This is a genomic window from Legionella sp. (assembly GCF_047605385.1).
Classification (GTDB): domain Bacteria; phylum Pseudomonadota; class Gammaproteobacteria; order Legionellales; family Legionellaceae; genus Legionella.
The window spans coordinates 43,557-69,498 of the sequence record NZ_JASGFU010000006.1; the positions used below are offsets into that span (position 1 = coordinate 43,557).

The window sequence follows — 25,942 nt, forward strand, 5'->3', positions numbered from 1 at the left end:
CAATTTATTATTCACAGTCATGAGTATAATTGGCGAGTATAACATAGCGATACAAAATTGACTATGTATTGTCTTTGGTGCTAATTATTTATTCTATTCAATAAGTTAAACTGATTCTTATAGAATCCTTGCTTATGCACAGTACTAGGCGTTGTATTCTGTCTAGTGTATGATTAGTCAAATTTTTTAGCAAAGGAGTTGCTATATGGCCGATCACCAATCCAGGCATGTTATTAGAGCAAATTGCGGTAGTGAAAAGCAGGCAAAAAACTGGCTTACAGAAGCGGCATTGCGAATGTTGCGTAATAATCTGGATCCTGAAGTTGCTGAAGATCCTGATTCTCTAATTGTTTATGGTGGCATGGGGAAGGTTGCACGTAATTGGGATTGCTTTGCTAAAATTGAACATGTCTTAAAGACATTAGATGTTAATCAAACCTTGCTAGTGCAATCAGGAAAACCTGTTGGTGTTTTTACCACGCATGAAGATGCGCCGCGAGTATTGATTGCTAATTCAAATTTGGTTCCTCGCTGGGCTACCTGGGAGCATTTTAATGAGCTCGATAAGAAAGGCTTGATGATGTATGGTCAGATGACCGCTGGAAGCTGGATTTACATTGGCTCTCAAGGGATTGTGCAGGGAACTTATGAAACTTTTGTTGCCGCTGCACGTAAGCATTATGGTGGAAATTTATCGGGGCGTTGGATTTTAACAGGTGGCCTTGGTGGTATGGGGGGAGCACAATCCCTGGCAGGAACAATGGCAGGTGCTAGTATTTTGGCAGTGGAATGTGACCCGGCGCGTATTGAAAAACGTTTGAGAACTCGTTATTTGGATCGCCATACTTCTGATTTGGATGAAGCTTTGGCCTGGATAAACGAATCCTGCGCGAGAAAAACTCCTTTATCGGTTGGGCTCTTAGGCAATGCTTCAGAAATATTCCCGGAATTGGTTGCTCGCAAAGCCACACCTTCTTTGGTAACAGATCAGACCAGTGCTCATGATCCATTAAATGGTTATTTGCCCGCGGGATGGACTTTGGAGCAAGCGGCAATGATGCGTCAAACCAATCCGGAGCAAGTTGTTGTTGAAGCCAAGAAGTCCATGGCTGTACAAGTGCACGCCATGCTCGAATTTCACCAATGGGGGATTCCAGTATTTGATTATGGCAATAACATACGGCAAATGGCTTTTGAGGCTGGTGAAAAAAATGCATTTGCTTTTGAAGGTTTTGTACCTGCCTATATTCGTCCATTATTTTGTGAAGGTATAGGGCCTTTTCGTTGGGTTGCTTTATCAGGAGATCCAGAAGATATTTATGCCACCGATGCAATGGTGAAAAAACTAATTCCAGATGATAAACATTTGCATCATTGGTTAACGATGGCTAAAGAAAAAATAGTATTTCAAGGATTACCGGCGCGTATTTGTTGGGTTGGCTTAAAAGATAGAGCACGTCTTGCTTTGGCTTTTAATGAAATGGTTAAAAAAGGTGAGGTAAAAGCACCTATTGTGATTGGTCGCGATCATTTAGATTCAGGATCAGTGGCAAGTCCTAACCGTGAAACGGAAGGGATGTTGGATGGCAGCGATGCGGTATCTGATTGGCCTTTATTGAATGCTTTATTAAATTGTGCCAGTGGTGCTACTTGGGTCAGTATCCATCATGGTGGTGGGGTAGGTATGGGGTTTTCTCAGCATGCAGGAGTAGTTATTGTTGCTGATGGAACTGAAAAAGCAGCGCAACGTCTTGCACGAGTACTTTTTAATGATCCGGCAACAGGAGTAATGCGGCATGCTGATGCGGGTTATGAATTAGCAATGCATTGTGCTAAAGAAAATCATCTATGGTTGCCGATGTTGTAAGTATTTGTTCTTAGTGGGCGATAGCCCAATGCATGTACAAGGAGTTAATTAATGTCTGAGCATTTTATTCTTCATCCAGGCCAATTATCATTAGCAGTGATTAAGTATATTTTACGCAATAAACTCCGATGTAAACTTGCCAACAGTGCATTTTCAGCAATTGAAGCTTCACATCAAACTGTGAAAAAGGTGCTGCAAGAGCATAAAACAGTCTATGGAATTAATACTGGTTTTGGTTCTTTGGCTAATCAAACTATTTCACCGGAAAATTTAAAGCAATTACAAAGGAATATAGTATTATCGCATGCCTGTGGAACTGGGGAATTGCTTTGTGATGAGATTGTTTCCTTAATTATGTTATTAAAAATAAATCATCTTGCTCAAGGGTTTTCTGGTGTTCGTTTACAATTGATAGAGGCTTTAATGGCCTTATTGAATCACCAGGTTTATCCTTGTATCCCTGCAAAAGGTTCAGTTGGCGCTTCAGGAGATTTGGTGCCTTTAGCACATTTATCATTGCCTTTATTAGGAGTTGGTGAAGTACGTTACCAAGGTAAACTCATTAGTGCAGTGGAAGGATTAAACATCGCTGGTTTAAATCCTATGGAGCTGGAAGCTAAAGAAGGATTGGCTTTGTTAAATGGCCTTCAAGTGTCTACTGCATTGGCAATATCAGCACTTTTTGTTACTGAAAATTTGTTTGAAACCGCTGCAATTGCTGGGGCGTTATCGGTAGACGCTGCTTTAGGAAGTGACGTGCCTTTTGATGATCGTATTCATGAAGTACGAGGACACCGGGCGCAACGAGATGTGGCCAATCATTATCGGGATTTATTAACAGGAAGTGAAATTCGCCAGTCGCATTTACATTGTTCACGAATTCAGGATCCTTATTCCCTACGCTGTCAACCACAAATTATGGGCGCAGCGTTACATCAGCTTCGTTTTGTTCGTGACACCTTACAAGTGGAAATTAATGCAATTTCTGATAATCCCTTAGTTTTTAGTAAACAAGATGATGTTCTTTCCGGAGGTAATTTTCATGGCGAAATTGTTGCTATGGCTGCTGATAATCTCGCATTGGCAATTGCTGAGATTGGTGCGAATGCAGAACGACGAGTCGCTTTATTAATTGATAAGCATTTTAGTTCCTTGCCTGCTTTTTTAGTTAAAGAGAGTGGCTTAAACTCAGGTTTTATGATTGCACACGTAACCGCAGCATCTTGTGCTAGTGATAATAAAGCACTGGCGCATCCGCATTCGGTGGATAGTTTGCCAACTTCAGCTAATCAAGAGGATCATGTGTCGATGGCAACTAATGCTGCAAGACGCTTGCATGAAATGAATGACAATACAGCAACGATTATTGCTATTGAATTATTAGCTGCTTGCCAGGGCATTGAGTTTCGTAAACCTTTAAAAACTTCGCCTTTATTAGAGCGAGCCTACAATAAATTACGTAGTAAAGTGGCGCCTTATGAGCAAGATCGCTATTTTGCTCCGGACTTAGTGGTGGTGAAAGAGATTATTCTTAATGAGGAATTTTCACAAACTGTATTAGGTGATAAGCGATACGTATAATTTTTATTCATCTAGTTTAAACAATATAAAAGTAGGTTGGGCCTTGGCCCAACATGATGTTAAGTGAGATGCTGAAATTGTTGAGAAAAGGCACATCCTACGTGTTATTTAATCTAAGTGTTTATTTTTTGAATTTTGATGAAATCGCCCTGTAGTCGAGAGAACTGATTCCAGAGTATACTTGCGTTTTTTTAGATAAGACACCTGCTGAATAAAAGGGGAATAGGTGAGTATTGAAATTTTCACAGATGGTGCATGCAAAGGAAACCCAGGCCCTGGGGGATGGGGGGTTTTACTTCGTTATAAAGATAAAGAAAAAACCTTATATGGGGGCGAGGCGCATACTACCAATAATCGTATGGAATTAACTGCCGCCATAAAAGGATTAGAGGCTTTAACTCGTCCTTGCGAGGTTGATTTATATACTGATTCTCAGTATGTACGTCAAGGAATGACTACCTGGATGGCTGGTTGGAAAAAAAATGGTTGGGTTAATTCTAAGAAAGAACCGGTGAAGAATGCTGATTTGTGGCAGGTTTTGGAGCAATTGGCAAGACAACATCAAATCAAATGGCATTGGGTCAAGGGGCATTCTGGCCATGTTGAAAATGAATTAGTCGATGCCCTGGCGAACCAAGGTATTGAAGAGTTAAGTGAGTAAGTCTATGCGACAAATTGTATTAGATACAGAAACCACCGGTATAGGCCATGAACAAGGGCATCGCATTATTGAAATTGGCTGTGTAGAGCTCGTGGATAGAAAACTCACTGGGAAGCACTTTCATGTGTATTTGAATCCTGAGCGCACAGTTGACGAAGGAGCTTTTCGTGTACATGGAATTAGTGATGAATTCTTGCAAGATAAACCTTTATTTAAAGATAAAGTTTCAGAGTTTTTACAATTTATTGGCGGTACACAATTAATTATTCACAATGCTGCGTTCGACGTGGGTTTTTTAAATGCAGAATTACGCCATGTACAGTGGAAAAAGAAACTGGAAGACTATTGCGATGTTTTTGATACCTTAACTTATGCACGTGATAAATTTCCAGGGCAAAGAAACAGTTTGGATGCGTTGTGTAAGCGTTTTGGAATCGACCATTTTAATCGTGACTTTCACGGAGCTTTACTTGATGCGGAGATCCTGGCTTTTGTCTATTTAGCAATGACCGGGGGGCAGGGGAGCTTATTTGCTGAGGCTTCGGAGGTTGTTAATGATCAAAAAGTTAAGACTCAAGAGATTGCTGCATTGCATTTAGCTAACCCAATAGTTATTCGCGCACAAGATGATGAGGTAGTACAGCATCGTGAATTCATCGAGTTTTTGACTAAAAAAACAGGCGTAGATTTTTGGGAATAGTGTTTATAGTAGCAGCTTGGATAACATTTTGGCAGGGCGTACTAGCTCACGCAATGTGGTATCTAATGTGGTATCTTAAGAAGTTTAGTTGTCATTCTGAAGAGCTTGCGACGAAGTATCTCCAGTATTCGAGGATCTGTCGCTAACGCTCGAGATGATGTGACGAACTTAAGTGACGCCACATTGTGTGAGTTAGCACTATAGATGTGAATAAACAATTTTGTTCACAGAACCTAGTGATTTCAAGTTTTTCGTTGGGATAAGATATTGATATGGTCTCGTTTTATATGGACCATATCACCAAATCTTGAGATTTATGAATATTTATTGCTTCGGAATTAAGTATTTCATTGCAAAATCTTTACCAATACATTCGCCCAGATTTTTCCCCCAGGTTGCTGCATCAGAATTACTGATCTTGTCGGGGATATTTGCATATAATTGATTTTGGCATTTGCTAACGCTTTCAGGAATTGCTCCCACGCATTGATCATAACTCATTTTAATGGTATCCAGGCGTTGTTTTAAATCAGAATCATTCATAAAACCTTTACAAATAAGACTAGGCAGCATAGGTACAATCGTATCTAACCAGGTGGATTTAGAAATTTCATTTGTATTTTCTTCAGGAGTAGTTGCAGTTGTGTTTGCAGGTGCAGTCGTCGGGGTTGCTGTTGCAGGTGTAGTACTAGTACTGGGTGTATCTGCTGCATAAGCAAATCCATTTCCTAATAAAATGAAGGCCGCTATAAGTAATTGTTTTTGCATGATCTATCATCCTTAATCTGATTTCCTCACTTCATAATAGTAGATCAAATAATCTTTCTTTGCCTGAAATTAATTTGTTTTGTTTAAAATTTAAACTAAAATAAACAATGAGAAGGATATAAAAAGGAATTATTATGGAAAAGAAACCCTCCATTTTACCACTATCGCGCATTTTTTTATTTTCACTATTTATATTTATCTTCCCATTCTGCTTGGCTCATTCGGCAGGTAATACATTTATATTTAATCCAAATACTTTGTCATGGAAAGCAATTAACGAGCAAGGTAAAGTGGTACGTACCGGAAGAGGCTCAGGGGGAAGAAAATATTGTCCAGACATTCGTCGGGGATGTAAAACTCCTTCTGGCGTTTATCGTGTCTGGAGTAAAGGCGGTCCAGGATGTCGCTCCAGCCGTTATCCTTTGGGTCGAGGAGGGGCGCCAATGCCATATTGTATGTATTTTAGTAAGAACTATGCTATTCACGGCTCTTATGAGGTACCACACTATAACGCCAGCCATGGATGTGTTCGCTTACATCCCGGCGATGCTCGTTGGTTAAGTAATAATTTTATTAGAATAGGTACTAAGGTAATCATTAAGCCTTATTAGAAATAATCCAGATTAGGCTCGCTTAATCTGGAGAGTTCTATTATTCATCGTCATCATCATCAGCAATACTAAATGATGAACCACAGCCACAAGTAGTTTTGGCATTCGGGTTACGAATAACAAATTGTTCACCTTGTATGCCCTGTATGTAATCAATTTCTGCTTCATGAAGATATTGATAACTCATGGAGTCCACAAGCAATCTTACCGAGGTTATTCCATCTGAGCATAACTGTACTACTTCTGTATCATCGTCGTTAATTATTTCATCAAAGCTGAATCCATATTGAAATCCAGAACAACCACCACCAGTGATTGAAACGCGTAAATTAAGATTAGTATTATTTTCCTCTTTAATTAATTCAGCGACCTTATCTGCAGCACTGACCGAGAAAAGTATGTCGCTGGATGCAGGGGATATATCTATAGCAGCCATTTTAACTCCAGTTATCTCTTTATTTATTAAATTATATATTAAATTTAGCGAATAATTTGCTCGATTGTCGCTCCACCAAGGCATTGATTTTTCTCATAGAAAACCACGTATTGCCCTGGGGTAACTGCTCTTTGCGGGCTTGAAAACATCACATAATGCTGATTGTTATCTACTGGTGAAATCATACACCCCTGTTCCAATTGTCTGTATCTGGTTTTTGCATAGCAAGTGAGAGGGAGTTGATCTTTGCAATTGGCAAGCCAGTGGATGGAGCTACATATCAAACCTTGAGAGTATAACATAGGATGAGTGCTCCCTTGTGCTACATACAAGATATTATTAGTTACGTCTTTATCCACAACATACCAAGGATCCTCTGTGGCATTATGTTTGCCGCCAATGCCTAAGCCTTGGCGCTGCCCCAAAGTATAAAACATAAGGCCATCATGTTTTCCTAGGACTATACCCTCAGTACTTTTAATTTCTCCGGGGTGGGCCAGAATGAATTCTTTTAAAAAGGATTTAAAGCGTTTTTCACCGATAAAGCAGATTCCGGTTGAGTCTTTTTTAGCTTGAGTGACTAAGCCTAATTGTTTGGCAAATGCTCTAATTTCAGGTTTGGTGTAATCGCCAATTGGAAACAGAGTTTTCGCTAAGGCTCTTGGAGTTACAGCATGTAAAAAATAAGTTTGATCTTTTTCACGGTCTTTAGCTTTGTATAAATGCCCTACATCACCACTAATTTTATTTTTTGCATAATGCCCCGTTGCAATAAAATCTGCGCCCAAAGTTAATGCATGATTTAAAAAAGCATTAAATTTTATTTCTTTATTGCATAAAACATCGGGATTAGGAGTGCGCCCTTTTTCATATTCACTTAAAAAATAGGTAAACACACGATCCCAATATTCCTGAGCAAAATTAATGCTGTGCAAGGGAATGTCCAATTGATTGCACACGGCTTGCGCATCGGCCAAATCTTGAGTTGCAGGACAGAATTCTTCAGTATTATCCTGCTCCCAGTTTTTCATAAACAAGCCTTCAACTTCATAGCCTTGCTCTTTTAATAACCAGGCTGCGACTGAGGAATCTACTCCTCCCGACATGCCAACAATAACTTTAGCTTTCATAAAATTCGGATACCGCTTAAAATTAGGGGAAAAAACGCGATGATTTGCAATAGGCACTACCATTGCAAACTGCTCATTATGCCATAAAAGTAGCCCAGATCAAAGCAATGTATTAATGTTGGGCGTATATCAAAGGAATACAAAGATGCTGCATTTACAAGAATTAGTTAAACATGGGCAACAGAGCCAAAAAGTAACGCTTAGCGAACGTTTACCTCATTTTGTTACCGCGCCTTGTACGCTGAACATAAGTTATCGTGTTGAGGCCAAGAGTGATTTTTATCTCATTTACTTGCATGTGAATGGGTTATTGCACCTACAATGTCAACGCTGTTTAGAAGAATTTGACTACACTTATGACAATGATACTGTGATTGCAGTATGCTGTAGCGATGAGCGAGCTGAGGAGTTGTTAGAGCTTTATGAGTGCATTGCCTCGCCTCATTTTCAAGTGCGTTTAGAGGATTTGATTATTGATGAATTGCACCTTTATGCGCTGCAGTTCCACCCAGAAATTACCGATTGTAGCAGTGAAATAAACCAATTTTTAACCAGAAAAAACAACTCTTATTGATATTTTCTGTAATTAATACTTGGATTGACGCTAAAATATCGGTAATATTCACGCTTTATGAATGCAAATTGTTTAGGAGTAATACAATGGCCGTACAACAAAATAAAAAATCACGCTCACGCCGTGACATGCGACGTTCGCATGATGCTTTAACCAAGCCTACGCTTTCAGTTGATTCAACAACTGGTGAAACTCATCGTCGTCATCATATGACTGAAGATGGTTATTATCGCGGTAGAAAAATTATTGATACCGATAATGTTTACGAAGATGAACAAGAGTAATTTTCTTGAAAAATATTACCATTGCAATCGATGCGATGGGTGGGGATCATGGCTTAAGTGTAGTGATTCCTGCCTGTGTGCGCGCAGCTAAAAATAACCCGGATTTAAAACTTATTCTTGTTGGTGTTCATGACAAGATTAGTGCTTATTTAAAAAAACTGGGTGTTTCTACATCGAAGCAATTTTCTATAGTGCATGCTTCTGAAGTAGTCGCTATGGATGAATTGCCTTCATACGCGCTGCGCAATAAAAAAGATTCTTCCATGCGCGTAGCTATAAATCTGGTAAAAGAAGGCATTGCACATGCTTGTGTTAGTGCTGGTAATACAGGTGCTTTAATGGCTACTGCGCGTTACGTTTTAAAAACCCTTCCGGGGATAGATAGACCCGCGATTGTTTCCGAAGTGCCTACCGTGACAGGGCGGACCTGGGTGATTGATCTGGGAGCCAATGTGGATTCCTGTGCTGAACATTTATTTCAGTTTGCAGTCATGGGATCGGCTTTGGTGCAAGCTGTTGCAAATAAATCAAATCCGAAAATTGCCTTATTAAACATAGGTGTTGAGGAAATTAAAGGTAACGATCAAGTCAAACGTACTGCTCATATGCTCGAAGGATGTTCTATGATGAACTATATTGGCTATGTAGAAGGTGATCATTTTTATACCGGTGAGGTTGATTTAGTGGTTTGCGACGGATTTGTGGGGAATGTTGCTTTAAAAGCTAGTGAAGGAATTGCGCGATTATTCCTCAATCTGTTTAAAGAATCGTTTAATCGTAATTTATTTACCAAAATGATTGGGCTTATTGCACTGCCTGTTCTAAAACAAATTAAAAGTCGACTGGATCCTTCACGTTATAATGGCGCCAGCATGTTGGGCTTGAATGGTATTGTTGTTAAAAGTCATGGTGGAACGAACATGCTAGGCTTCCAGCATGCAATTGAACAAGCTATTCTCGAAGTAGAAAATGATGTCATTGATTTAGTGCGTGCTCAAATAAACGACTTTATAAATCAAGGGTTGTTGTTATGAAAAATGCGGTAATTAGTGGTACAGGAAGCTACCTTCCAGAGAAACAACTCACTAATGTTGAGCTGGAATCAATGTTAGATACGAGTGATGAATGGATTGTTTCTCGTACTGGTATCAGTAGCCGTAGTATTGCCCAAGAATATGAAACCACGTCGTATATGGCCGCCAAAGCGGCAGAACGTGCTTTAATGGCATCTAAACTTCATGTTGATGAGATTGATCTCATTATAGTGGCTACGTGTACTCCAGATGATTTTTTCCCTGGAGTTGCCTGCTATGTGCAGCATGCTCTAAAAATTAAAAAACCTATACCTGCTTTTGATGTAAGCGCTGCATGCAGCGGGTTTGTCTATATCATGGATATTGCTAAACAATACATTGCGTCTGGTGCTGCAAAGCATGTACTGGTTATTGGTAGTGAAAGCATGTCTCGAGTAGTAAACTGGGAGGATAGAGCAACATGTGTGCTATTTGGTGATGGTGCTGGAGCTGTTGTTTTAAGTGCAAGTGATCGAGCTGGTGTTATGGGAAGCGTGATTCACGCTTTATATGATGCTGAAAAACTATTAAATCTTTCTAATGGTGCATTTCAAGACCAACGCAGTTTAATCAGCATGCGTGGTAATGAAGTATTTAAACTGGCAGTTAACATTATGGGGAGTGTTGTTGATGAGGTTTTGAAACTGAGTCAGCTGGAAAAATCAGACATTCAATGGTTAATTCCTCATCAAGCGAACATGCGCATTATTCAAGCAATTGCTAAAAAATTGGAACTTCCAATGTCACGTGTTGTCGTTACTATTGCTAATCAAGGCAATACTTCTGCTGCATCTATTCCTTTAGCTTTAGATCATTCAGTAAGAACCAACCAAATTAAACGAGATGAATTATTTTTAATCGAGTCTTTTGGTGGGGGAATGACTTGGGGCGCAATGGTTATTCGTTATTAATAATTTAAATCAATGTAGTTTGATCGAAGTGCATACTGTGTGATTTGCAGTATACATTTTTGGAAGTTAATAGAGCTACTTTAGGTTGGAGTTGATTATATGGTAAAAACAGCATTGGTGTTTCCTGGTCAAGGGTCACAATCGGTAGGAATGTTGGCAGATTTTGAACTGCAATATCCTATTGTTGTCGATGTGTTTGCAGAAGCTTCTGAATCAGTGGGCTATGATTTATGGCAATTGGTACAACAGGGACCTATAGAACGCTTGAACCAAACCGAATATACACAAGTTGTGATGCTTACTGCAGACGTGGCGGTTTTTCGCCTATTACAAGAACAAGAAATGATTAAACCTTCACTTATGGCGGGACACAGCTTAGGCGAATACCCTGCTTTGGTATGTGCAGGTGCTTTGTCTTTAGCTGATGCTGTACATTTAGTAGTACACCGCGGACAAGTAATGCAAAAAGCAGTACCTTTAGGCGTTGGTGCAATGGCTGCTGTCATTGGCCTTGATGAAGTACAAATTGCTCAGTTATGTAAAGAAGCGAGCAATGCACGCGAAATTGTCACTCCAGCTAATTATAATTCAATAGAGCAAACAGTGGTTGCAGGCCATACTCCAGCAGTAAATCGATTAATTAGCCTGGCTGAAGAAGCAGGCGCACGTCTTGCTAAAGTGATTCCAGTGAGTGTTCCTTGTCATTGCCCTTTGTTAACAGAAGCAGCTGATGTTTTTTCTGAGTATTTATCCATTACTGAGTTTAAAAAACCGACAATTGATGTAATAAGTAATGTCGATGTCAGCATTTACCAGTCAGCAACCGAGATTCGCGAAAAATTAAAAGTGCAATTATATAGTCCGGTTCGTTGGGTTGAGACTATTCAACTCTTTAAAAATAGTGGAGTAGAGTTAGTTCTTGAGTGTGGGCCTGGAAAAGTATTAAGTGGTTTAATTAAAAGAATAGATAGATCTTTAAATTCAATTAGTGTTTACGATACTATTAGTCTGGAGCAAGTTTTAGAGCAATTAGATGCTCTTAATAATTAACCGGCCTAAATATCACATATTTCAACGTATTAAGGAATATCAATGAGTAATTTAGCGGGTAAAGTTGCCTTTGTAACTGGAGCTAGCCGTGGTATAGGCAAAGCCATTGCATTGAAATTAGCGCAGCAAGGTGCTTTTGTTTATGGCACGGCAACCACAGAAAAAGGTGCACAGCAGATTAACGAATATTTTAAACAAGAGCAGTTGCAAGGAAAAGGACTCGTCCTCGACGTGACCAGTAGTGAACAAATTGAAGAAGTTATGGATGCATTGGCTGCAGAAAATCAATCCCCAGGAATTTTAGTTAACAATGCAGGAATTACCGCAGATAATCTTATTTTACGCATGGATGATGAAGAATGGTTTAAAGTGATTGAAACGAATTTGAATTCCATATTTAAAATATCTAAAATATGCACAAAATCAATGTTTAGAGCGCGTTGGGGGCGTATAATTTCCATTGGTTCTGTGGTTGGCTCAAGCGGAAATCCTGGCCAAGTAAATTATACTGCAGCCAAAGCCGGTGTTGTTGGTTTCTCAAAATCACTGGCTCAAGAAATTGGCAGCAGAAATATTACCGTAAATGTTGTAGCTCCTGGCTTCATTGATACTGATATGACTACAGCATTACCAGACATGGTAAAAGAGGAGTTGTTAAAACGAATACCCCTTCGTAAGCTCGGCCAACCAGAAGATATAGCAAATGCAGTTGCTTTTTTAGCTTCTGATGATGCTAAATACATCACTGGTAGTACAATTCATGTAAATGGTGGTATGTACATGGAGTAAGATACTTGCGTTATCTGTATAAATGAATAAACTATATCACTTCCATTTAACCTTGGTGGTTTAGTGTGATGTTGAATTTAAGTAAGATATAAAGTGGATATAGCATTAACTGCCAGATTTTAAAAAGTTTCTATCAACCGAAAGAGGAAAATTAAGTTATGAGTACTGTTGAAGATCGTGTACGCAAAATTGTTGTTGAGCAATTAGGCGTTAAAGAAGAAGACCTAAAAAATGATGCATCGTTCGTTGATGATTTAGGTGCTGATTCTTTAGATACTGTCGAATTAGTTATGGCTCTTGAAGAAGAATTTGAAACAGAAATTCCTGATGAGAAAGCTGAAAAAATTACAACGATTCAAGAAGCGATTGATTATATTGAATCAAATTTGGATAAAGAAGAAGCTTAATTCTTCGAGGAGTTCTGATTGAGCAAGCGGCGTGTAGTGGTTACCGGTATAGGGATGATTACTCCTGTCGGTTTAAATGTAAAAGATACTTGGCAAAATATTTTGGCTGGAGTGAGTGGTGTTTCAGTAGTTGATGATTTTGATACTTCTGAGTACAGTACACGAATTTGGGCTAAGGTGAAAAACTTTAACATTGAAGACTACGTGCCGATCAAAGAAGCTCGAAAAATGGATATGTTCACCCAATTTGGTACTGCCGCAGCTGATGAGGCAATGCTGGATTCGGGGTTGAAAATTGACGAAAAATTGTCTCTTCGCTTTGGAGTTGCCGTTGGTGCCGGTATTGGTGGTATTCAAACGATTACTAACAACCAAGATAAATTGGTTGCAGGTGGAGCACGCAAAGTTTCTCCATTTTTTATTCCCGCAGGCATTATTAATATGGTTGCTGGGCAAATTTCTATCCGTCACAATTTAAAAGGCCCTAATATTGCAGTTGTGACTGCTTGTACTACAGGAACACATAACATTGGCTTAGCTGGACGTATGATTACTTATGGCGATGCGGATGTTATGTTGTGTGGTGGCGCAGAAATGACATTAACACCATTATGCTTGGCAGGATTTTCGGCAGTACGCTCTTTGTCCAAGCGTAATGATGAACCTGAAAAAGCATCAAGACCTTTTGATAAAGACCGCGATGGTTTTGTCATGGGTGAGGGAGCTGGTGTGCTCGTGTTGGAAGAATATGAGCATGCAAAAGCTCGCGGTGCAAAAATTTATGCTGAGTTAGTTGGTTTTGGTATGTCTGGGGATGCTTATCATATCACTGCACCGGATGAAGATGCTGATGGCGCTGCACGTGCTATGGAAGCTGCCATTAAAGATGCAAACATCCAACCGCAGCAAATTGATTACATTAATGCCCATGGTACCTCCACCTATCTTAATGATTTAAACGAAAGCAAAGCCATTAAGCGTGTTTTTAAAGAACATGCGTATGATTTGGCAGTAAGTTCTACAAAATCAATGACTGGCCACTTATTAGGTGCTGCTGGTTCTGTAGAAGCAATTTTCAGTGTGTTGGCAATTCGGGATCAAATTGCTCCGCCAACCATTAATTTAGATAACCCAGATGAAGGCTGCGATTTAAATTATGTGCCGCATAAATCACAAGAAAGAACCATTAATTACGTATTAAGTAATTCATTAGGTTTTGGTGGCACTAATGGCAGTTTGATATTTAAGCGAATCTAAATGAGTCTCTTAAGATACAAAAGACTAATACTTTCTATTCTTATACTGCTTTTTGTGTCTCTTACATTCTTGTTTTGGCATTTCTATGGCTTAATTGCCAGACCTTTGATTGCAAGGCAGAATCCAGCAGTTATAATTACGTTGGATCGTTCAACCTCTGCAGCCCAGTTTGCGCAAATTCTCCAGGATAAAAATTTAATTCCTTACCGTCGACCTTTATTAATAATGATTCGTCTAACTGGTTTAGCACATCGTTTAAAGGCGGGTGTTTATCAAATAAAGCCAGGTGAAACAGCGCTTGAATTGGCCTATCGTGTGATGGCTGGTGATGTATTAACTCAAAATTTTACTATCGTTGCCGGAACGACGCAGCAAAAAATTTCGCAAGACCTGTCTAAAGCTACCTATTTGGAATATCACTCTGCGGATTGGTCCTTAATCCAAGGCAATCATCCTAACGCCGAAGGCTTGGTGCTGGCAGATACTTATCAATATAAAGGTGGTAGCAGTAGTAAAATTTTACTTGAGCATGCTCATCGTAATTTGATAAGTTATCTTAATATGGTGTGGGTGAATAGGGATCCCAATTTACCTTATAAAAACTCTTATGAATTGCTTACAGCGGCTTCAATTATTGAGAAGGAAACTGCAACATCGCAAGAGCGCAAATTAATATCTGGCGTGTTGATTAACCGTTTAAATAAGAAAATGCCTTTACAGATGGATCCAACAGTCATTTATGGTTTAGGTTCTGCTTATACCGGTAAACTGTCTCATAACGATATGCAGGTGGATACACCCTACAATTCATATCGTTATTATGGTTTGCCACCAACACCCATTGCTATGGTAGGTAAAGAAGCGTTAGATGCAGCCTCGCATCCACAATTGTCTAATTATTTGTATTATGTTTCTAAAGGGGATGGAACACATCAATTTTCAGAAACATACCAACAACAACGACAGGCCATTGAGCAATATCAACATAAAGGTTTCTAATGTCAGCAACAGTCGGGAAGTTAATTGTTATTGAAGGATTGGAAGGAGCAGGAAAATCCACCGCAGTGCGTACTGTTGTGGATTTCTTGACACAACGAGAAATTAAAACCATTACCACACGTGAGCCTGGCGGCACTGATATTGGTGAGATTTTACGACAAGTCATCAAAGATCCAAAGTATAAAGGAGTTTTGAATGATAAAAGTGAATTACTCTTGCTTTATACGGCCCGTATCCAGCTTTTAGAACAAATGATTAAACCTGCCTTAAGGCGTGGGTATTGGGTTATTGCTGATCGCTTTGAACTATCAACTATGGCTTATCAAGGTGGAGGCCGTGGCCTAGATGAACACATCATTCAGCAATTATCAATTTTTGCTTTAAATGGATTTGCGCCTAATTTAACCATATACTTGGATATAAATCCTGAAGAGGGGATGAAAAGAGTTAAATCACGTGGTGAATTTGATCGCATTGAACAGCAGCCTATTGATTTCTTTCATCGTGTCCACGAATGTTATATTCGCTATGTGCGTGAAACTCCAAACGCTGTATTGATTGATGCCAATCAAACATTACCTACGGTCCAGCAAGCAATTAAAAAAGCACTTAGCGATTTTCTCGAGCAATAAGATGAACATCTACCCTGAGCAATGGCATTATTTACACACCGCTTGGAGTCGAAGGCGTAATCCACAGGCAATGCTCTTTGTTGGTGCTTTAGATCAAGCTCTAAACGATTTTATACTTCAATTCATGCAGTTAATTTTCTGCAAAAATTTAAATATCAATGCGTGCCAGCAATGTGCTGATTGTCAAATGGTTGCGTGTGTTGGACATCCTGATGTGCAATGGATTAAGCCTGAAAAAAATGGTGGTCCAATTAAAGTAGATCAAATTAGAGAATTGCAGCATTATTCCTATTTAACACCGCAACGAGCAGCTTATCGTCTTATTGTGATTGAATCAGCAGAGCGTATGAATAGTTCTGCAGCCAACGCCTTATTGAAAATATTGGAAGAACCTGCGCCTCATACTTTATTTTTATTATTGGCAAATCAAATAAGCACCGTTTTACCCACTGTTCTAAGTCGCTGCCAGATATTATATTTTGCCCCAATAATGGATTTATCGACCTTCAATCTTACTGATTTGACAGCACAATATCCTCCTGAATCAGGACAGGCAATGGTCCTTAATCAAAGCGAAGCAATTTTAAATGGCCTAATTGCGATTCTTGAAAACAAGGAGCATCCATGTGTTATTACGGCGCAATGGAGCCAATTTGATTTGAGTACTTTACTTTGGTTTTTCTATTTAATCTATTCTCAGGTGCAAATGATATTGTTGCAGCCAGGTGCAATGAACACTCTGGTTATGCCGCAATTAACGCGCTTGGCTTCGTTAATGCCCCCCAGTAAGATTTTTTCACAAATAGATAAGATTAACGAATTACAACGAAAGCTAAGCCATAATATAAATGTAAATCACACATTAGTTCTGGAAGATTTATTGTTTGATTTATAGGAGAAACATTATGGATAAAACTCAGCATCTTAGTTGCTGCTTCGATAATCAATCTACTTTATATTCAGCATACATGCCTTTTATAAAGGGTGGCGGATTATTTATTCGTACTCATCATTTATATCAATTAGGATTGTATTTAAATTTATCAGTGAAATTGATGGAAGAGCCAGAGTTGTTTATTGTTGATGGCAAAGTCGTTTGGATTACCCCTAAAGGTGCTCAGGGTAATAAATTAGCGGGAATAGGGGTACAATTTATTGGTGAAAATAGTCGTTATTTACGCAATAAAATTGAGACTTATCTGGCAGGGATGCTAAAATCACATCAATTAACAGATACCATTTAATTTGAGGACCTCTATGCTCGTTGATTCGCACTGCCATCTAAACTTTCTGGATCTGACTGATTTTAATCACGATATGTCGCAAGTGCTAGCACAAGCTAAAGATAATGATGTAGGGCATTTTTTATGCGTGTGTACTGAGTTAAAAGATTATCCAATCTTAGGGCAATTAGCTGCTGATTATCCCAACATTAATATTTCCGTAGGCGTGCATCCCAATACTGAAATGGAGCAGCCAGTCACCGAACAAATGCTTTGCGATTTGGCTGCTAATCCTGCTTGTATTGCTCTTGGTGAAACCGGATTAGACTACTATCGTACTCATACAGAGGAGGCCCAAGAACAGCAACGTGAGCGTTTCAGGGCACATATCCGTGCTTCATTGCGTACTTCCAAGCCTTTAATCATTCATACCCGCCAAGCAGCTGAGGATACCATCAAACTCATGGCTGAAGAACAAGCTCAAAATATTGGCGGTGTTATGCATTGTTTTGCTGAAAGCATAGACATTGCACATCAGGCTATGGATTTAAATTTTTATATTTCTTTCTCAGGAATTGTCACTTTTAAAAATGCAACTGCTTTACAAGATGTAGCACGGCAAATTCCCTTAGACCGAATTCTTATTGAAACGGATTCTCCCTATTTAGCTCCAGTACCTTTTCGCGGCAAACAAAATCATCCGGCATTAGTTAAATATGTAGCTGAATATTTAGCTGAATTACGCGCAGTGAGTTATGACGAGATTGCGGCAATCACCACCGAGAATTTTTATAATTGTTTTAAGTTAAACGCTAAAGTATAGTGTTTGCATTCAAAAGAATATGAGGCTTCCCATGTCTTTATACATTGGTTTAATGTCAGGAACCAGCATGGATGGCATTGATGCTGCGTTGATTAACGCAACCACAAATCAATTGCTGTGTGGAATCACAAAAAAATACAGTGCGGAGGTTAAAAAACGTATTGAGAAAGTGCTTGATGGCTCCGATTTGAGCCTTGCTTCTATTTGTCAATTAGATGCTTTGATTGGTCAAGCGTTTGCAGCAGCAGCTAATGAATTGTTGAAACAAGCAAAATTATCTGCTAATGATATTAAAGCTATTGGCAGCCATGGCCAGACTATTTGCCATAATGCAAACAGCACTATTCCGTATACTCTGCAATTAGGTTGTGCGCATACCATTTCAGCGCTTACTGGCATTACTGTAGTTGCTGATTTTCGTACTCGCGATCTAGTCAATGGTGGTCAAGCAGCACCTTTTGCACCGATTTACCATCAAGAACTTTTTGCTAAATCTCATGAGCATGTGGCAGTTGTGAATATTGGTGGTATTGCCAATATTACGTTAATTCAGCGTAATGAATTGACCAAAGGCTGGGACGTAGGGCCAGGAAATTGCCTGTTGGATGCTTGGATTATCAAACATCAAGGTAAAGATTATGATGAAGAAGGAAAATGGGCCAGCCAAGGGAAATTAATTCCTGCATTGCTCGATAATTTATTGGCTGATCCCTTTATTCTTCAAGCAGCACCCAAAAGTATTGGTAAAGAATATTTTTCTTTGTCCTGGTTAACTTCTTATTTAAAAACTGAATATCGTCCTGAAGATGTACAACGAACCTTGGTTGCATTTACTGCAAAAGCAATTGCTCAGGAAGTCTTAAAGGTTAATAAGCCAATTAAAGAACTTTATTTATGTGGTGGTGGCACACATAATATTTTATTACAGCAAATACTTGGTGATTATTTACCGCAGATTGCAGTAAAAAGCAGCGCCGCGGTTGGTGTTGATCCTGATTATTTAGAGGCGATGTTGTTTGCCTGGTTGGCTGCACAAACCATGAATCATAAGGCATTGGATTTACGCGCAATTACTGGGGCAAACCTCCCCGCAATTTTAGGTGCAATATACCCGCATAGTTAAAAATAGGTTGCAGATAAAAAATCATATTGACAAACCAAATCGCTATAAGATTTAATGTACCATCCACAACGGAGTGACTTTAAATTGAACAACAATAATTCTGCAACTGTAAATAAACAGCTTTTGACTGCTTATTTCATATTTTTTCTCGCAGCATCTTTTTATTTATATGAGTTTATTTTACAAGTAGCCCCAAGCGTTATGGCTGAGCCCATGATGAAAACATTTGGCGTGACTGGTGCAGGTTTTGGATTTATTTCTGCTTTTTATTTTTATGCCTATGCGCCCACGCAGTTACCTGCAGGGGTTTTATATGATCGTTACGGCCCTAGGAAATTAATGACTTTTGCCATTGTTCTTTGTGCTTTAGGCTCTGCTTTTTTTGCATCTACAGACAGTATTTTTACTGCATGTATTGGTCGTTTCTTAATTGGGATTGGTTCTGCTTTTTCATTTATTGGTGTTTTAGTTCTGCTGTCACGCTGGTTTCCTCCTTCTTATTTTGCCATCCTGGCTGGAATCGCCCAATTAATGAGCTCTGTAGGTGCTATTTTTGGTGAAATGCCTTTAGCTTATCTGATTCAAGGAGTGGGGTGGCGTAAAGCCAGTTTTATTTTATCTTTTGTCGGTTTTATTCTTGCTGCTTGTTTTTGGGTGTATATTCGTGATTATCCTAATCAACAAAACCAAAAAATACCGAAACACTATTTGCGCGATGAATGGAAGCGTTTAGTTGCAGTTTGTAAACATGCTCATACTTGGATTATTGGTGGTTATGCTTTTGCGATTTGGACACCAATCGCGGTATTTGCGGCACTTTGGGGTGTTCCTTATTTACAAGAAAAATTCCAAATTAACATGGTGGCTGCATCAGGTTTATGTAGCATGATTTGGATTGGTATTGGGATTGGTAGCCCTTTGTTGGGCTGGTTGAGTGATAAAATGGAAAGCCGACGTTTTTCTTTAACTTTAAGTGCCGCGTTGGGCTTTAGCGCTACCTTAATCCTTTTTTATTTTCCTGGGCTCACCTATGGTTGGGCGCCACTTGTCCTTTTTGTATTAGGTCTTGGTGCAGGCGGGCAAACAGTAAGTTTTGCAGTGGTTAAAGAAAATAATCCCCCAGAGTTTGTTGGAACTGCCTCGGGTTTTAATAATCTGTCTGTACTGATTGGTGGGGCAATTTTTCAACCTTTAGTTGGTTACATTTTGCAGCATATTGATTCAGGCCATGTAGTGAATGGCGTACATACATACAGTATACAAAGTTATCAAACTGCTTTATTAGTGATGCCATTATGCTTTTTAGCCAGTTTAATTATTGCAGTATTTATCCTTAAGGAATCACATCCCGCAAAATCAACGGCGCGTTAAGACAATTCTACAGAATCTTTATGTAAGTAAAATGCAATGCCGATAAAGATAAAAAAGAGTGCCTGAGTGCCATTGCAAAAAAGGCCAAAATTAAGATTACTATGATGTTTATATAGTATATTGGCAACTTCTATTCCTGCAGCGCCTATAATCATCACGCTTAAACTAATTAAGGCAGATGCGGTGCCTTTAGTTACTGAGGTTACATAGAGGCAATATCTGTTTAAAGGCGCATTCACTATGCTTAGGCCAAAAAAGTAAACGGTGATTCCTGGCAGCAGGTAATAGTAGGCATTGCCATATAAATAAGGCAGAATTGATGTTGAAATTGTGCCTAAGAACATGATGATGCCCCCATAGATAATAATTTGTCTTATTGTTCGTTTATGAGTTAAGTGATGTAAAAACCAGTTACCAAGAATTGTTGCACCAAAAACAGGGAGCTGCCATAACCCATATTGAATGAGGGTTAGTTTGCCTTCAATTGTCAAAATAACGGGTGCTAAAGCAATCCAGGCAACACAAGCTATACCCATTGTTCCGATTGCTAAAGTAGCAAAACAAAATACTTTGTTACTTAATAATAACCGATAGTTTTTTAGAATTTCAGAAGCAGAAAATTCCATTCTCGGAATAATTTCCCCAGTTCTTTTTTTCTGGCCTATTGGTTCTGGCATGTAACACCATAATCCCCATAAAGCGAATAATGAGCATGCAGCTATGACCAAAAATATATAGCGCCAGGAAGTATAATGAATGACTAAAGCACCTAGAACCGGGCCTGCTAAAGGCGCAAGAATAGTTGCATTCGCCATAATGGCAATCAAGCGAATGGCATCCATTTCCTCAAAAATTTCTTGTATGGTGGCATAGCCAACGACCCCAATAAAGCATAAACCCATACCTTGAAAAAAACGGGCAACCAAAAATTGAGTTATCGTATTAGACGAGGCAATGAAAAGGGTAAACAGGAAAAATAAGCAGGCACCACTAAGCATCAAGGGGCGGCGCCCATAGGCATCGGAAAGCGGGCCAAGTAAAACTTGCAAACTTGCACCACCAAGAATATAAATGGTTAGAGAGGTAGCAATGATTGATTCTCTTGCGTGAAACGAATGAACTACATAAGGCATGCCAGGCATGATCATATCATTGGCAATATAGGTCAGGAATTCGTACATTACTAGAAAACAGGCAAAGAGAAACGCTTGTTTTTTAGTAATGAAAATTAATGGCTGAGACATAAGATAATCCCTGAATATTAATTTTTTAATTGGGGTTGGTGGATTAATCTTTATGGATGGTATTGTACCAAGAATAATAAGATTTGTTTTTAAACCCAATGTGTATTTTTCGATCTTAACAGTTTAGTCTACTCGATCCTGAGACTGGATTCAAATGCATTAGCAGAGGTTAGGCCATATGGCTTAAAAATTCTTGTAAGTGTTGCTTATCATGCTCACTGCGCAAATAGTCTTTTAATCGTGTTATAGAATGCTGATATTCATCTTGGCTAATCACACCACGTATTAATTCAAAACGTAAATGCACACAAAAAGTATTTAATACATCGGTTTCACAATAATTGCGAATGCTTTTAATTTGACCGCCAAGATATTGCTCCCAAACTTTGGAGCCACTCATGCCCATTTTTCCAGGAAAACCCAATATGCTGGAGATTTCATCTAAAGGAGCAAAGGCTTTATTTTGGTAGCCGGCAATAATGTCCATAAGATCTAAATGTCGGTAATGAAAGCGGCTTAAATAATTATTCCAGCGAAAAGCTTGCTGATGTTCACCAGTCTCCCAATAGGTTGGTGCAGCAATACCATGGACTAAGGCACGATAATGGAGGACGGGTAAATCAAAACCACTGCCATTCCAACTGACTAGAGTAGGTGTGTGTTTGTCAATACCTGCAAAAAAGCGGGTAATTAGTTCTTTCTCATCGGATGATTCATCTCCTAAAGACCATACCTTAATTTGAGAACCATGACTAAGAACTAAAGAAATAGCGCAGATTTTTTGCAAATAATGAGGTAAAAAATCATTCCCTACTTTAGCTCGTCGTAAAGCAAACATAGCTTTTGCGGTATCTTCATCAGACAAGTTTTGTAAATCATATAATTTACGGCCCGCCGCAACATCAGGAATAGTTTCTATATCAAATACAAGGATTGTCATGATGAATTGCTAGCTTTTATTGAACGGGTTATGAAGTGTAACATGAGGCTCAAAGTGAACCAAGACTATACGATGAAACCGCCTAAAGGTTAACCAGCATTTAGCTTTGATTCTTGCGCTCGTAGATCTGTTTTAGATATAATGCATCAAAATTGCTATCAATGAATGTTAATTGATCTTTTTTATAAAATATATTGGAACTGTATCTAATCTCGGCAAAAGGAAAATGGATTATGGTAATGCATAAGTATGATGAAAATTTAATTACTCTTAACGAAAAAACACAATTTATTATTAAACAATATCACAAAGCACTAAATGAGGGAGGATTGATTCGTGTTGTTGAAAAGGAAAAAAATTCCGTTGCATATAAAGCTGTCGAAGGAACTCATTTTGATGATCGATTAATAGTTTAGGTATGCCTGGAGACAGGAGAGGAATCGGAAAGAAAATTGTTCGGGCAGCAGAACATTTTTGCGAGAAAAATTGGGGTGGTACAGAAAGTATACTTCAGGAACTGGAATTTTCTATGGATAGAGATCTTCGTAATATATACATTGATTATTATACCGAATGGCAAAAAGTTTTAAGAAAAATACCCCAAGGAATCTTAGGAATTGACCATCTTGAAAGTCAACAAATAGCTCGTGAAAAGATTAATGAACCTCATCTTCTGGTGTATCAACTTATCACTCGTTTAATCTTCTTTGTTATTACTCAAGACAATGTGACCTCTATTCAGCATGAGCAATATTTTAAAGCAATAGAAGGTTTTATTAGAAACATAACAACTGGCGAGCATTCACAGCTCAAGAAAGGAGAAAAATATGATGCTGTAGGAGATTTTTTGACTTCATCACATATGAAGTCTATGTCTTGCTTCAGAAAATGTATGGAGTGTCAACAAGAAGTTTTTGCTCATAAAATTGCCATTAATCAGATAGAAGGGTTTATTTTGTCTATTGAGACCGTGATAAAAAGGCAACTTATTGCTTACTGGAATCCTGCAACGAAGAGATCTGATTTTCATGGTATGACCTATTGTACGGAGCTTGCTCTTCTGGAGAGTAACGCAAAAGAACAATTAGAACAATTCAAGAAAAGATCAGAACAGAAGGGTCGTCCTATTGTCAGTTTTGAACGAAAGCATGAGTATAGCAAGATTATCTCTTATTTTGATTTGCTATCTGCGAAGCATAAATATAAAAGTAAGCTCATCGAATTATATAATTTTAGAGCCGAAGTTGATGACTTAATAGCCATGGTTGATGGCGTAAAGAATTTAATTGAGACAACTAGTTGGTTGAGTTTTTTAGGTAATTTTGTTCATTTAACAAAACTTACCGAATATCTTAAGAATGTTTTTTATGAGCGAGCAAAAGAAGTATTAAATACTGCCCAGCAAAATCCTAAATTGAGTAAAAATGATAATTCTTACCATGCTCTTCGTGAATATAAAGCAGCTAATCTTGAATTTCTATCTCAAGCACCAAAAATACTTAATCAGGCCACGAAAAAACTGGACGACCCTGAACTACATGAGAAAATTTTTAAAAAGATCAGGAGTAGCTTGAAAAAGATATGCAAAATACAGCAAAAGCTTGCTATTGAGGTTGTTGACCCTCTTGTTGCGCAAAGATTGCTGGAACAAATTGCCACAGCAAGGACCAAGAAGTCTTCGTCGGTGAGCGAACCCGGCAAAAGCATGGGAGAAATGCCCGATAGAAATATCGTTGATTTCAATGTACCTGTTGTTGGTGTAGAAAAAGCCTCATTGGCGCCAGAGAAAGAAACACACCCCGCAGTCCCTTCTTCATCTTCATCAAGCCAGCACGGAAAAGGGAAGAAGGTTAAGTTTGGCAGAATAATTCCAAATAAAAACAAATCGGGTGCTGAAGTACCTGCTTTCGACACAAAGGAAGTCCCACCGACACCAGAGACAGAAACACACTTCCCAGACCAGCATGCAAAAGGAAAGAAAATTAAGTTTGATGGGGTAATTTCAAGTAAAAATAAATCGGGCGCTAAAGGACCTGCTTTTGACACTAAGAAAGTTCCGCCGATGCCAGAGAATGAAAAAATCCCAGCAGCCTCACCTACAAATACAGCAAGTTCTTCTGTTGCTTCCGAAACAATCACATCAGTGCTTCAGGTCTCACCCGATGATTCTTTGAAGCAAGAAATGGAAAGGATTCAAGCTTTGTTTCCCCAGGTAATGGAGGCGCTCATCAATAATGATTATGACTTGACTACTTCCATGATCACTGAAGTTGTAGGTGCTGACTCCATTAAATTGACGTTTGCTTTAAATGAAATGAGGGATACCAATAAAAATACCTTATTACATAAGATGTTAGAACAGCAGCATTATGAGCAATGTATCTGGCTTATTGAACGATCTGTTTGTGTTTTAACTCCAAACATTAGTTCGATGACGACATTGGAGCTTGTGGCCAAAAATATTTTAAGAGACAGGAATAACAAACGTGATATTGATCTTTTTTTTGAGATGTGTAAAAGAGCACAAAAGGAAACTTCGCCGCAAGCTGAATCGCTAGCCCCTTATAAAATACTGAGTGCGTTAAGTAAAGCCACAGTGACTGAAATGGGGAATGCGCTTTGTAGTTATCAAAAAAAGCAAAAAGAGCGTTTCGACAGTTCTTTGTGGTGGGTACAAAGAGCAGTATGGGAGTTGTTTGGTCAGGATTGTACAGTACAACGTGCTGTAGAGGTAGCAAAAATCTATTTTGCTCTTTCCCAATTAAAAGAAGAACAAAACTATAGGAAATTGATTAAAGAACTCAATGATTTACTTAAAAATTCAAAAAATTCAGGCCGTAGCATCATGCATGGATTAATAAATAAAACATTGGAGGAAGTGAAAAAGAGAGTAGATGATAAGGACAACGATTTTTTGAAAGAGTTCGCTGAATATGAGGCGAAGCACCGTCAACGCAGTGATTCACGACAATCAATGGCTGTAATAACAGAACTTTTTGAACAGCGGAAGAAAGAGGCTGAAGAACAATGGCAGGCACAATTTAAAAAGCAGGAGGCGGGGATAAGGGAATTGCGGGAGCAATCTGCAGCAGGGATAAGAGAATTGTGGGAGCAATCTGCAGCAGGGATAAGAGAATTGTGGGAGCAATCTGCAGCAGGGATAAGAGAATTGCGGGAGCAATCTGCAGCGGAGATAAGGGAACTGAATCAAAAGGTTTCAATACTCATGCAAAATCAAGGCCTGTTTTCGCAAGACAAAAAACCTTCCTCTTCAAGAAAGAAATTAGTGCAAGGAGCAGGAATGAATCTTTCTTCAGTGAGGCCACCCCATGGTTGATACAGATAAAGATGCATAAGCCTAGTAGACTCGAGGATTATTCCGATAGTTGTTTTAAATAATTATCAAGTGTAAGATGAAAATAAGTTCTTGAACTTTGTAGTAGTTCAAACTTGATCTGACAGTTGCCAGTTTTTCAGAAGTGTCTGTC

The 25,942-nt window shown here is 38.8% G+C and carries 27 protein-coding genes; 22 read left to right on the forward strand and 5 right to left on the reverse strand.

What is annotated here, in order from left to right:
* Positions 1-205: 205 nt before the first annotated feature.
* From hutU to dnaQ, 4 genes are all read left to right on the forward strand, one after another.
* The gene (gene hutU, locus QM652_RS02640; protein WP_415072615.1) at positions 206-1,867 is read left to right on the forward strand and encodes a urocanate hydratase; all 1,662 of its coding nucleotides are present in this window, start codon (positions 206-208) and stop codon (positions 1,865-1,867) included.
* 51 nt (positions 1,868-1,918) lie between these two features.
* Entirely contained in the window at positions 1,919-3,448 is a 1,530-nt protein-coding gene (gene hutH, locus QM652_RS02645; RefSeq protein WP_415072617.1) for a histidine ammonia-lyase, read from the forward strand.
* A gap of 226 nt (positions 3,449-3,674) precedes the next feature.
* Complete coding sequence (gene rnhA, locus QM652_RS02650) at positions 3,675-4,109, forward strand: ribonuclease HI (protein WP_415072619.1); 435 nt, start codon at positions 3,675-3,677, stop codon at positions 4,107-4,109.
* 4 nt (positions 4,110-4,113) lie between these two features.
* Positions 4,114-4,809, forward strand: coding sequence for a DNA polymerase III subunit epsilon (dnaQ, locus tag QM652_RS02655; protein WP_415072621.1), 696 nt, complete (start codon positions 4,114-4,116; stop codon positions 4,807-4,809).
* A gap of 324 nt (positions 4,810-5,133) precedes the next feature.
* On the opposite strand, the gene QM652_RS02660 is transcribed toward dnaQ, so the two are convergent.
* The gene (locus QM652_RS02660) at positions 5,134-5,577 is read right to left on the reverse strand and encodes a hypothetical protein (protein ID WP_415072623.1); all 444 of its coding nucleotides are present in this window, start codon (positions 5,575-5,577) and stop codon (positions 5,134-5,136) included.
* A 134-nt stretch (positions 5,578-5,711) separates the two neighbouring features.
* Here QM652_RS02660 and QM652_RS02665 point away from each other — a divergent pair, with 134 nt between their 5' ends.
* Complete coding sequence (locus tag QM652_RS02665) at positions 5,712-6,188, forward strand: L,D-transpeptidase (protein WP_415072625.1); 477 nt, start codon at positions 5,712-5,714, stop codon at positions 6,186-6,188.
* Between the two features lie 40 nt (positions 6,189-6,228).
* Here QM652_RS02665 and erpA read toward each other — a convergent pair whose 3' ends face one another.
* Together erpA and mnmA are read right to left on the reverse strand one after the other, a co-directional pair.
* On the reverse strand, positions 6,229-6,624 hold the full coding sequence (erpA, locus tag QM652_RS02670) for an iron-sulfur cluster insertion protein ErpA (RefSeq protein ID WP_415072627.1): 396 nt from the start codon (positions 6,622-6,624) through the stop codon (positions 6,229-6,231).
* A gap of 44 nt (positions 6,625-6,668) precedes the next feature.
* A complete protein-coding gene (gene mnmA, locus QM652_RS02675; RefSeq protein ID WP_415072674.1) occupies positions 6,669-7,754 on the reverse strand; it encodes a tRNA 2-thiouridine(34) synthase MnmA in 1,086 nt (361 codons plus the stop codon).
* Positions 7,755-7,899: 145 nt separating this feature from the next.
* Here mnmA and QM652_RS02680 point away from each other — a divergent pair, with 145 nt between their 5' ends.
* From QM652_RS02680 to QM652_RS02750, 15 genes are all read left to right on the forward strand, one after another.
* The gene (locus QM652_RS02680) at positions 7,900-8,328 is read left to right on the forward strand and encodes a YceD family protein (RefSeq protein WP_415072629.1); all 429 of its coding nucleotides are present in this window, start codon (positions 7,900-7,902) and stop codon (positions 8,326-8,328) included.
* An 86-nt stretch (positions 8,329-8,414) separates the two neighbouring features.
* Positions 8,415-8,612, forward strand: a complete 198-nt coding sequence (gene rpmF, locus QM652_RS02685) for a 50S ribosomal protein L32 (protein WP_415072631.1) — start codon at positions 8,415-8,417, stop codon at positions 8,610-8,612.
* Positions 8,613-8,617: 5 nt separating this feature from the next.
* Complete coding sequence (gene plsX / locus QM652_RS02690; protein ID WP_415072633.1) at positions 8,618-9,646, forward strand: phosphate acyltransferase PlsX; 1,029 nt, start codon at positions 8,618-8,620, stop codon at positions 9,644-9,646.
* Positions 9,643-10,596, forward strand: coding sequence for a beta-ketoacyl-ACP synthase III (locus QM652_RS02695; protein WP_415072635.1), 954 nt, complete (start codon positions 9,643-9,645; stop codon positions 10,594-10,596). Before plsX ends, QM652_RS02695 begins: the two co-directional genes overlap by 4 nt.
* Positions 10,597-10,695: 99 nt before the next feature.
* A complete protein-coding gene (fabD, locus tag QM652_RS02700; protein WP_415072637.1) occupies positions 10,696-11,646 on the forward strand; it encodes an ACP S-malonyltransferase in 951 nt (316 codons plus the stop codon).
* 42 nt (positions 11,647-11,688) lie between these two features.
* Complete coding sequence (gene fabG, locus QM652_RS02705; RefSeq protein WP_415072639.1) at positions 11,689-12,435, forward strand: 3-oxoacyl-ACP reductase FabG; 747 nt, start codon at positions 11,689-11,691, stop codon at positions 12,433-12,435.
* 158 nt (positions 12,436-12,593) lie between these two features.
* On the forward strand, positions 12,594-12,842 hold the full coding sequence (acpP, locus tag QM652_RS02710; RefSeq protein ID WP_006871648.1) for an acyl carrier protein: 249 nt from the start codon (positions 12,594-12,596) through the stop codon (positions 12,840-12,842).
* A gap of 18 nt (positions 12,843-12,860) precedes the next feature.
* A complete protein-coding gene (gene fabF / locus QM652_RS02715) occupies positions 12,861-14,099 on the forward strand; it encodes a beta-ketoacyl-ACP synthase II (RefSeq protein WP_415072642.1) in 1,239 nt (412 codons plus the stop codon).
* The gene (gene mltG, locus QM652_RS02720; RefSeq protein WP_415072644.1) at positions 14,100-15,098 is read left to right on the forward strand and encodes an endolytic transglycosylase MltG; all 999 of its coding nucleotides are present in this window, start codon (positions 14,100-14,102) and stop codon (positions 15,096-15,098) included.
* Complete coding sequence (gene tmk / locus QM652_RS02725; protein ID WP_415072646.1) at positions 15,098-15,730, forward strand: dTMP kinase; 633 nt, start codon at positions 15,098-15,100, stop codon at positions 15,728-15,730. Before mltG ends, tmk begins: the two co-directional genes overlap by 1 nt.
* A 1-nt stretch (position 15,731) precedes the next feature.
* Positions 15,732-16,625 (forward strand): DNA polymerase III subunit delta' C-terminal domain-containing protein, encoded by an 894-nt coding sequence (locus tag QM652_RS02730; protein WP_415072648.1) that lies wholly within the window; start codon positions 15,732-15,734, stop codon positions 16,623-16,625.
* A 10-nt stretch (positions 16,626-16,635) separates the two neighbouring features.
* Entirely contained in the window at positions 16,636-16,974 is a 339-nt protein-coding gene (locus tag QM652_RS02735; protein WP_415072650.1) for a PilZ domain-containing protein, read from the forward strand.
* A gap of 13 nt (positions 16,975-16,987) precedes the next feature.
* The gene (locus QM652_RS02740; protein WP_415072652.1) at positions 16,988-17,776 is read left to right on the forward strand and encodes a TatD family hydrolase; all 789 of its coding nucleotides are present in this window, start codon (positions 16,988-16,990) and stop codon (positions 17,774-17,776) included.
* Between the two features lie 31 nt (positions 17,777-17,807).
* The gene (locus QM652_RS02745; RefSeq protein ID WP_415072654.1) at positions 17,808-18,899 is read left to right on the forward strand and encodes an anhydro-N-acetylmuramic acid kinase; all 1,092 of its coding nucleotides are present in this window, start codon (positions 17,808-17,810) and stop codon (positions 18,897-18,899) included.
* Positions 18,900-18,983: 84 nt separating this feature from the next.
* Positions 18,984-20,270 (forward strand): MFS transporter, encoded by a 1,287-nt coding sequence (locus QM652_RS02750; protein WP_415072656.1) that lies wholly within the window; start codon positions 18,984-18,986, stop codon positions 20,268-20,270.
* On the opposite strand, the gene QM652_RS02755 is transcribed toward QM652_RS02750, so the two are convergent.
* Together QM652_RS02755 and QM652_RS02760 are read right to left on the reverse strand one after the other, a co-directional pair.
* Positions 20,267-21,514, reverse strand: coding sequence for an MFS transporter (locus QM652_RS02755; RefSeq protein ID WP_415072658.1), 1,248 nt, complete (start codon positions 21,512-21,514; stop codon positions 20,267-20,269). The two genes, QM652_RS02750 and QM652_RS02755, sit on opposite strands and share 4 nt — an antisense overlap.
* Positions 21,515-21,683: 169 nt before the next feature.
* Positions 21,684-22,454: a 3'-5' exonuclease gene (locus QM652_RS02760; protein WP_415072660.1), complete on the reverse strand. Its 771-nt coding sequence runs from the start codon at positions 22,452-22,454 to the stop codon at positions 21,684-21,686.
* A 239-nt stretch (positions 22,455-22,693) separates the two neighbouring features.
* Between QM652_RS02760 and QM652_RS02765 the strand changes: the two genes are divergently transcribed.
* Positions 22,694-22,870 (forward strand): hypothetical protein, encoded by a 177-nt coding sequence (locus QM652_RS02765; protein ID WP_415072662.1) that lies wholly within the window; start codon positions 22,694-22,696, stop codon positions 22,868-22,870.
* 113 nt (positions 22,871-22,983) lie between these two features.
* Entirely contained in the window at positions 22,984-25,791 is a 2,808-nt protein-coding gene (locus QM652_RS02770) for a hypothetical protein (protein ID WP_415072664.1), read from the forward strand.
* Positions 25,792-25,942: the final 151 nt, after the last annotated feature.

Bases quoted from the DNA above. Each gene is read 5' to 3' on its own strand.
- mnmA (WP_415072674.1), bottom strand. From the start codon at position 7,754: ATGAAAGCTAAAGTTATTGTTGGCATGTCGGGAGGAGTAGATTCCTCA.
- QM652_RS02695 (WP_415072635.1), top strand. From the start codon at position 9,643: ATGAAAAATGCGGTAATTAGTGGTACAGGAAGCTACCTTCCAGAGAAA.
- QM652_RS02730 (WP_415072648.1), top strand. From the start codon at position 15,732: ATGAACATCTACCCTGAGCAATGGCATTATTTACACACCGCTTGGAGT.
- mltG (WP_415072644.1), top strand. From the start codon at position 14,100: ATGAGTCTCTTAAGATACAAAAGACTAATACTTTCTATTCTTATACTG.
- QM652_RS02740 (WP_415072652.1), top strand. From the start codon at position 16,988: ATGCTCGTTGATTCGCACTGCCATCTAAACTTTCTGGATCTGACTGAT.
- QM652_RS02755 (WP_415072658.1), bottom strand. From the start codon at position 21,514: ATGTCTCAGCCATTAATTTTCATTACTAAAAAACAAGCGTTTCTCTTT.
- hutH (WP_415072617.1), top strand. From the start codon at position 1,919: ATGTCTGAGCATTTTATTCTTCATCCAGGCCAATTATCATTAGCAGTG.
- erpA (WP_415072627.1), bottom strand. From the start codon at position 6,624: ATGGCTGCTATAGATATATCCCCTGCATCCAGCGACATACTTTTCTCG.
- tmk (WP_415072646.1), top strand. From the start codon at position 15,098: ATGTCAGCAACAGTCGGGAAGTTAATTGTTATTGAAGGATTGGAAGGA.
- hutU (WP_415072615.1), top strand. From the start codon at position 206: ATGGCCGATCACCAATCCAGGCATGTTATTAGAGCAAATTGCGGTAGT.
- QM652_RS02745 (WP_415072654.1), top strand. From the start codon at position 17,808: ATGTCTTTATACATTGGTTTAATGTCAGGAACCAGCATGGATGGCATT.
- QM652_RS02770 (WP_415072664.1), top strand. From the start codon at position 22,984: ATGGATAGAGATCTTCGTAATATATACATTGATTATTATACCGAATGG.
- rpmF (WP_415072631.1), top strand. From the start codon at position 8,415: ATGGCCGTACAACAAAATAAAAAATCACGCTCACGCCGTGACATGCGA.
- fabD (WP_415072637.1), top strand. From the start codon at position 10,696: ATGGTAAAAACAGCATTGGTGTTTCCTGGTCAAGGGTCACAATCGGTA.
- QM652_RS02660 (WP_415072623.1), bottom strand. From the start codon at position 5,577: ATGCAAAAACAATTACTTATAGCGGCCTTCATTTTATTAGGAAATGGA.
- QM652_RS02680 (WP_415072629.1), top strand. From the start codon at position 7,900: ATGCTGCATTTACAAGAATTAGTTAAACATGGGCAACAGAGCCAAAAA.
- dnaQ (WP_415072621.1), top strand. From the start codon at position 4,114: ATGCGACAAATTGTATTAGATACAGAAACCACCGGTATAGGCCATGAA.
- fabG (WP_415072639.1), top strand. From the start codon at position 11,689: ATGAGTAATTTAGCGGGTAAAGTTGCCTTTGTAACTGGAGCTAGCCGT.
- acpP (WP_006871648.1), top strand. From the start codon at position 12,594: ATGAGTACTGTTGAAGATCGTGTACGCAAAATTGTTGTTGAGCAATTA.
- QM652_RS02765 (WP_415072662.1), top strand. From the start codon at position 22,694: ATGCATAAGTATGATGAAAATTTAATTACTCTTAACGAAAAAACACAA.
- QM652_RS02735 (WP_415072650.1), top strand. From the start codon at position 16,636: ATGGATAAAACTCAGCATCTTAGTTGCTGCTTCGATAATCAATCTACT.
- QM652_RS02760 (WP_415072660.1), bottom strand. From the start codon at position 22,454: ATGACAATCCTTGTATTTGATATAGAAACTATTCCTGATGTTGCGGCG.
- QM652_RS02665 (WP_415072625.1), top strand. From the start codon at position 5,712: ATGGAAAAGAAACCCTCCATTTTACCACTATCGCGCATTTTTTTATTT.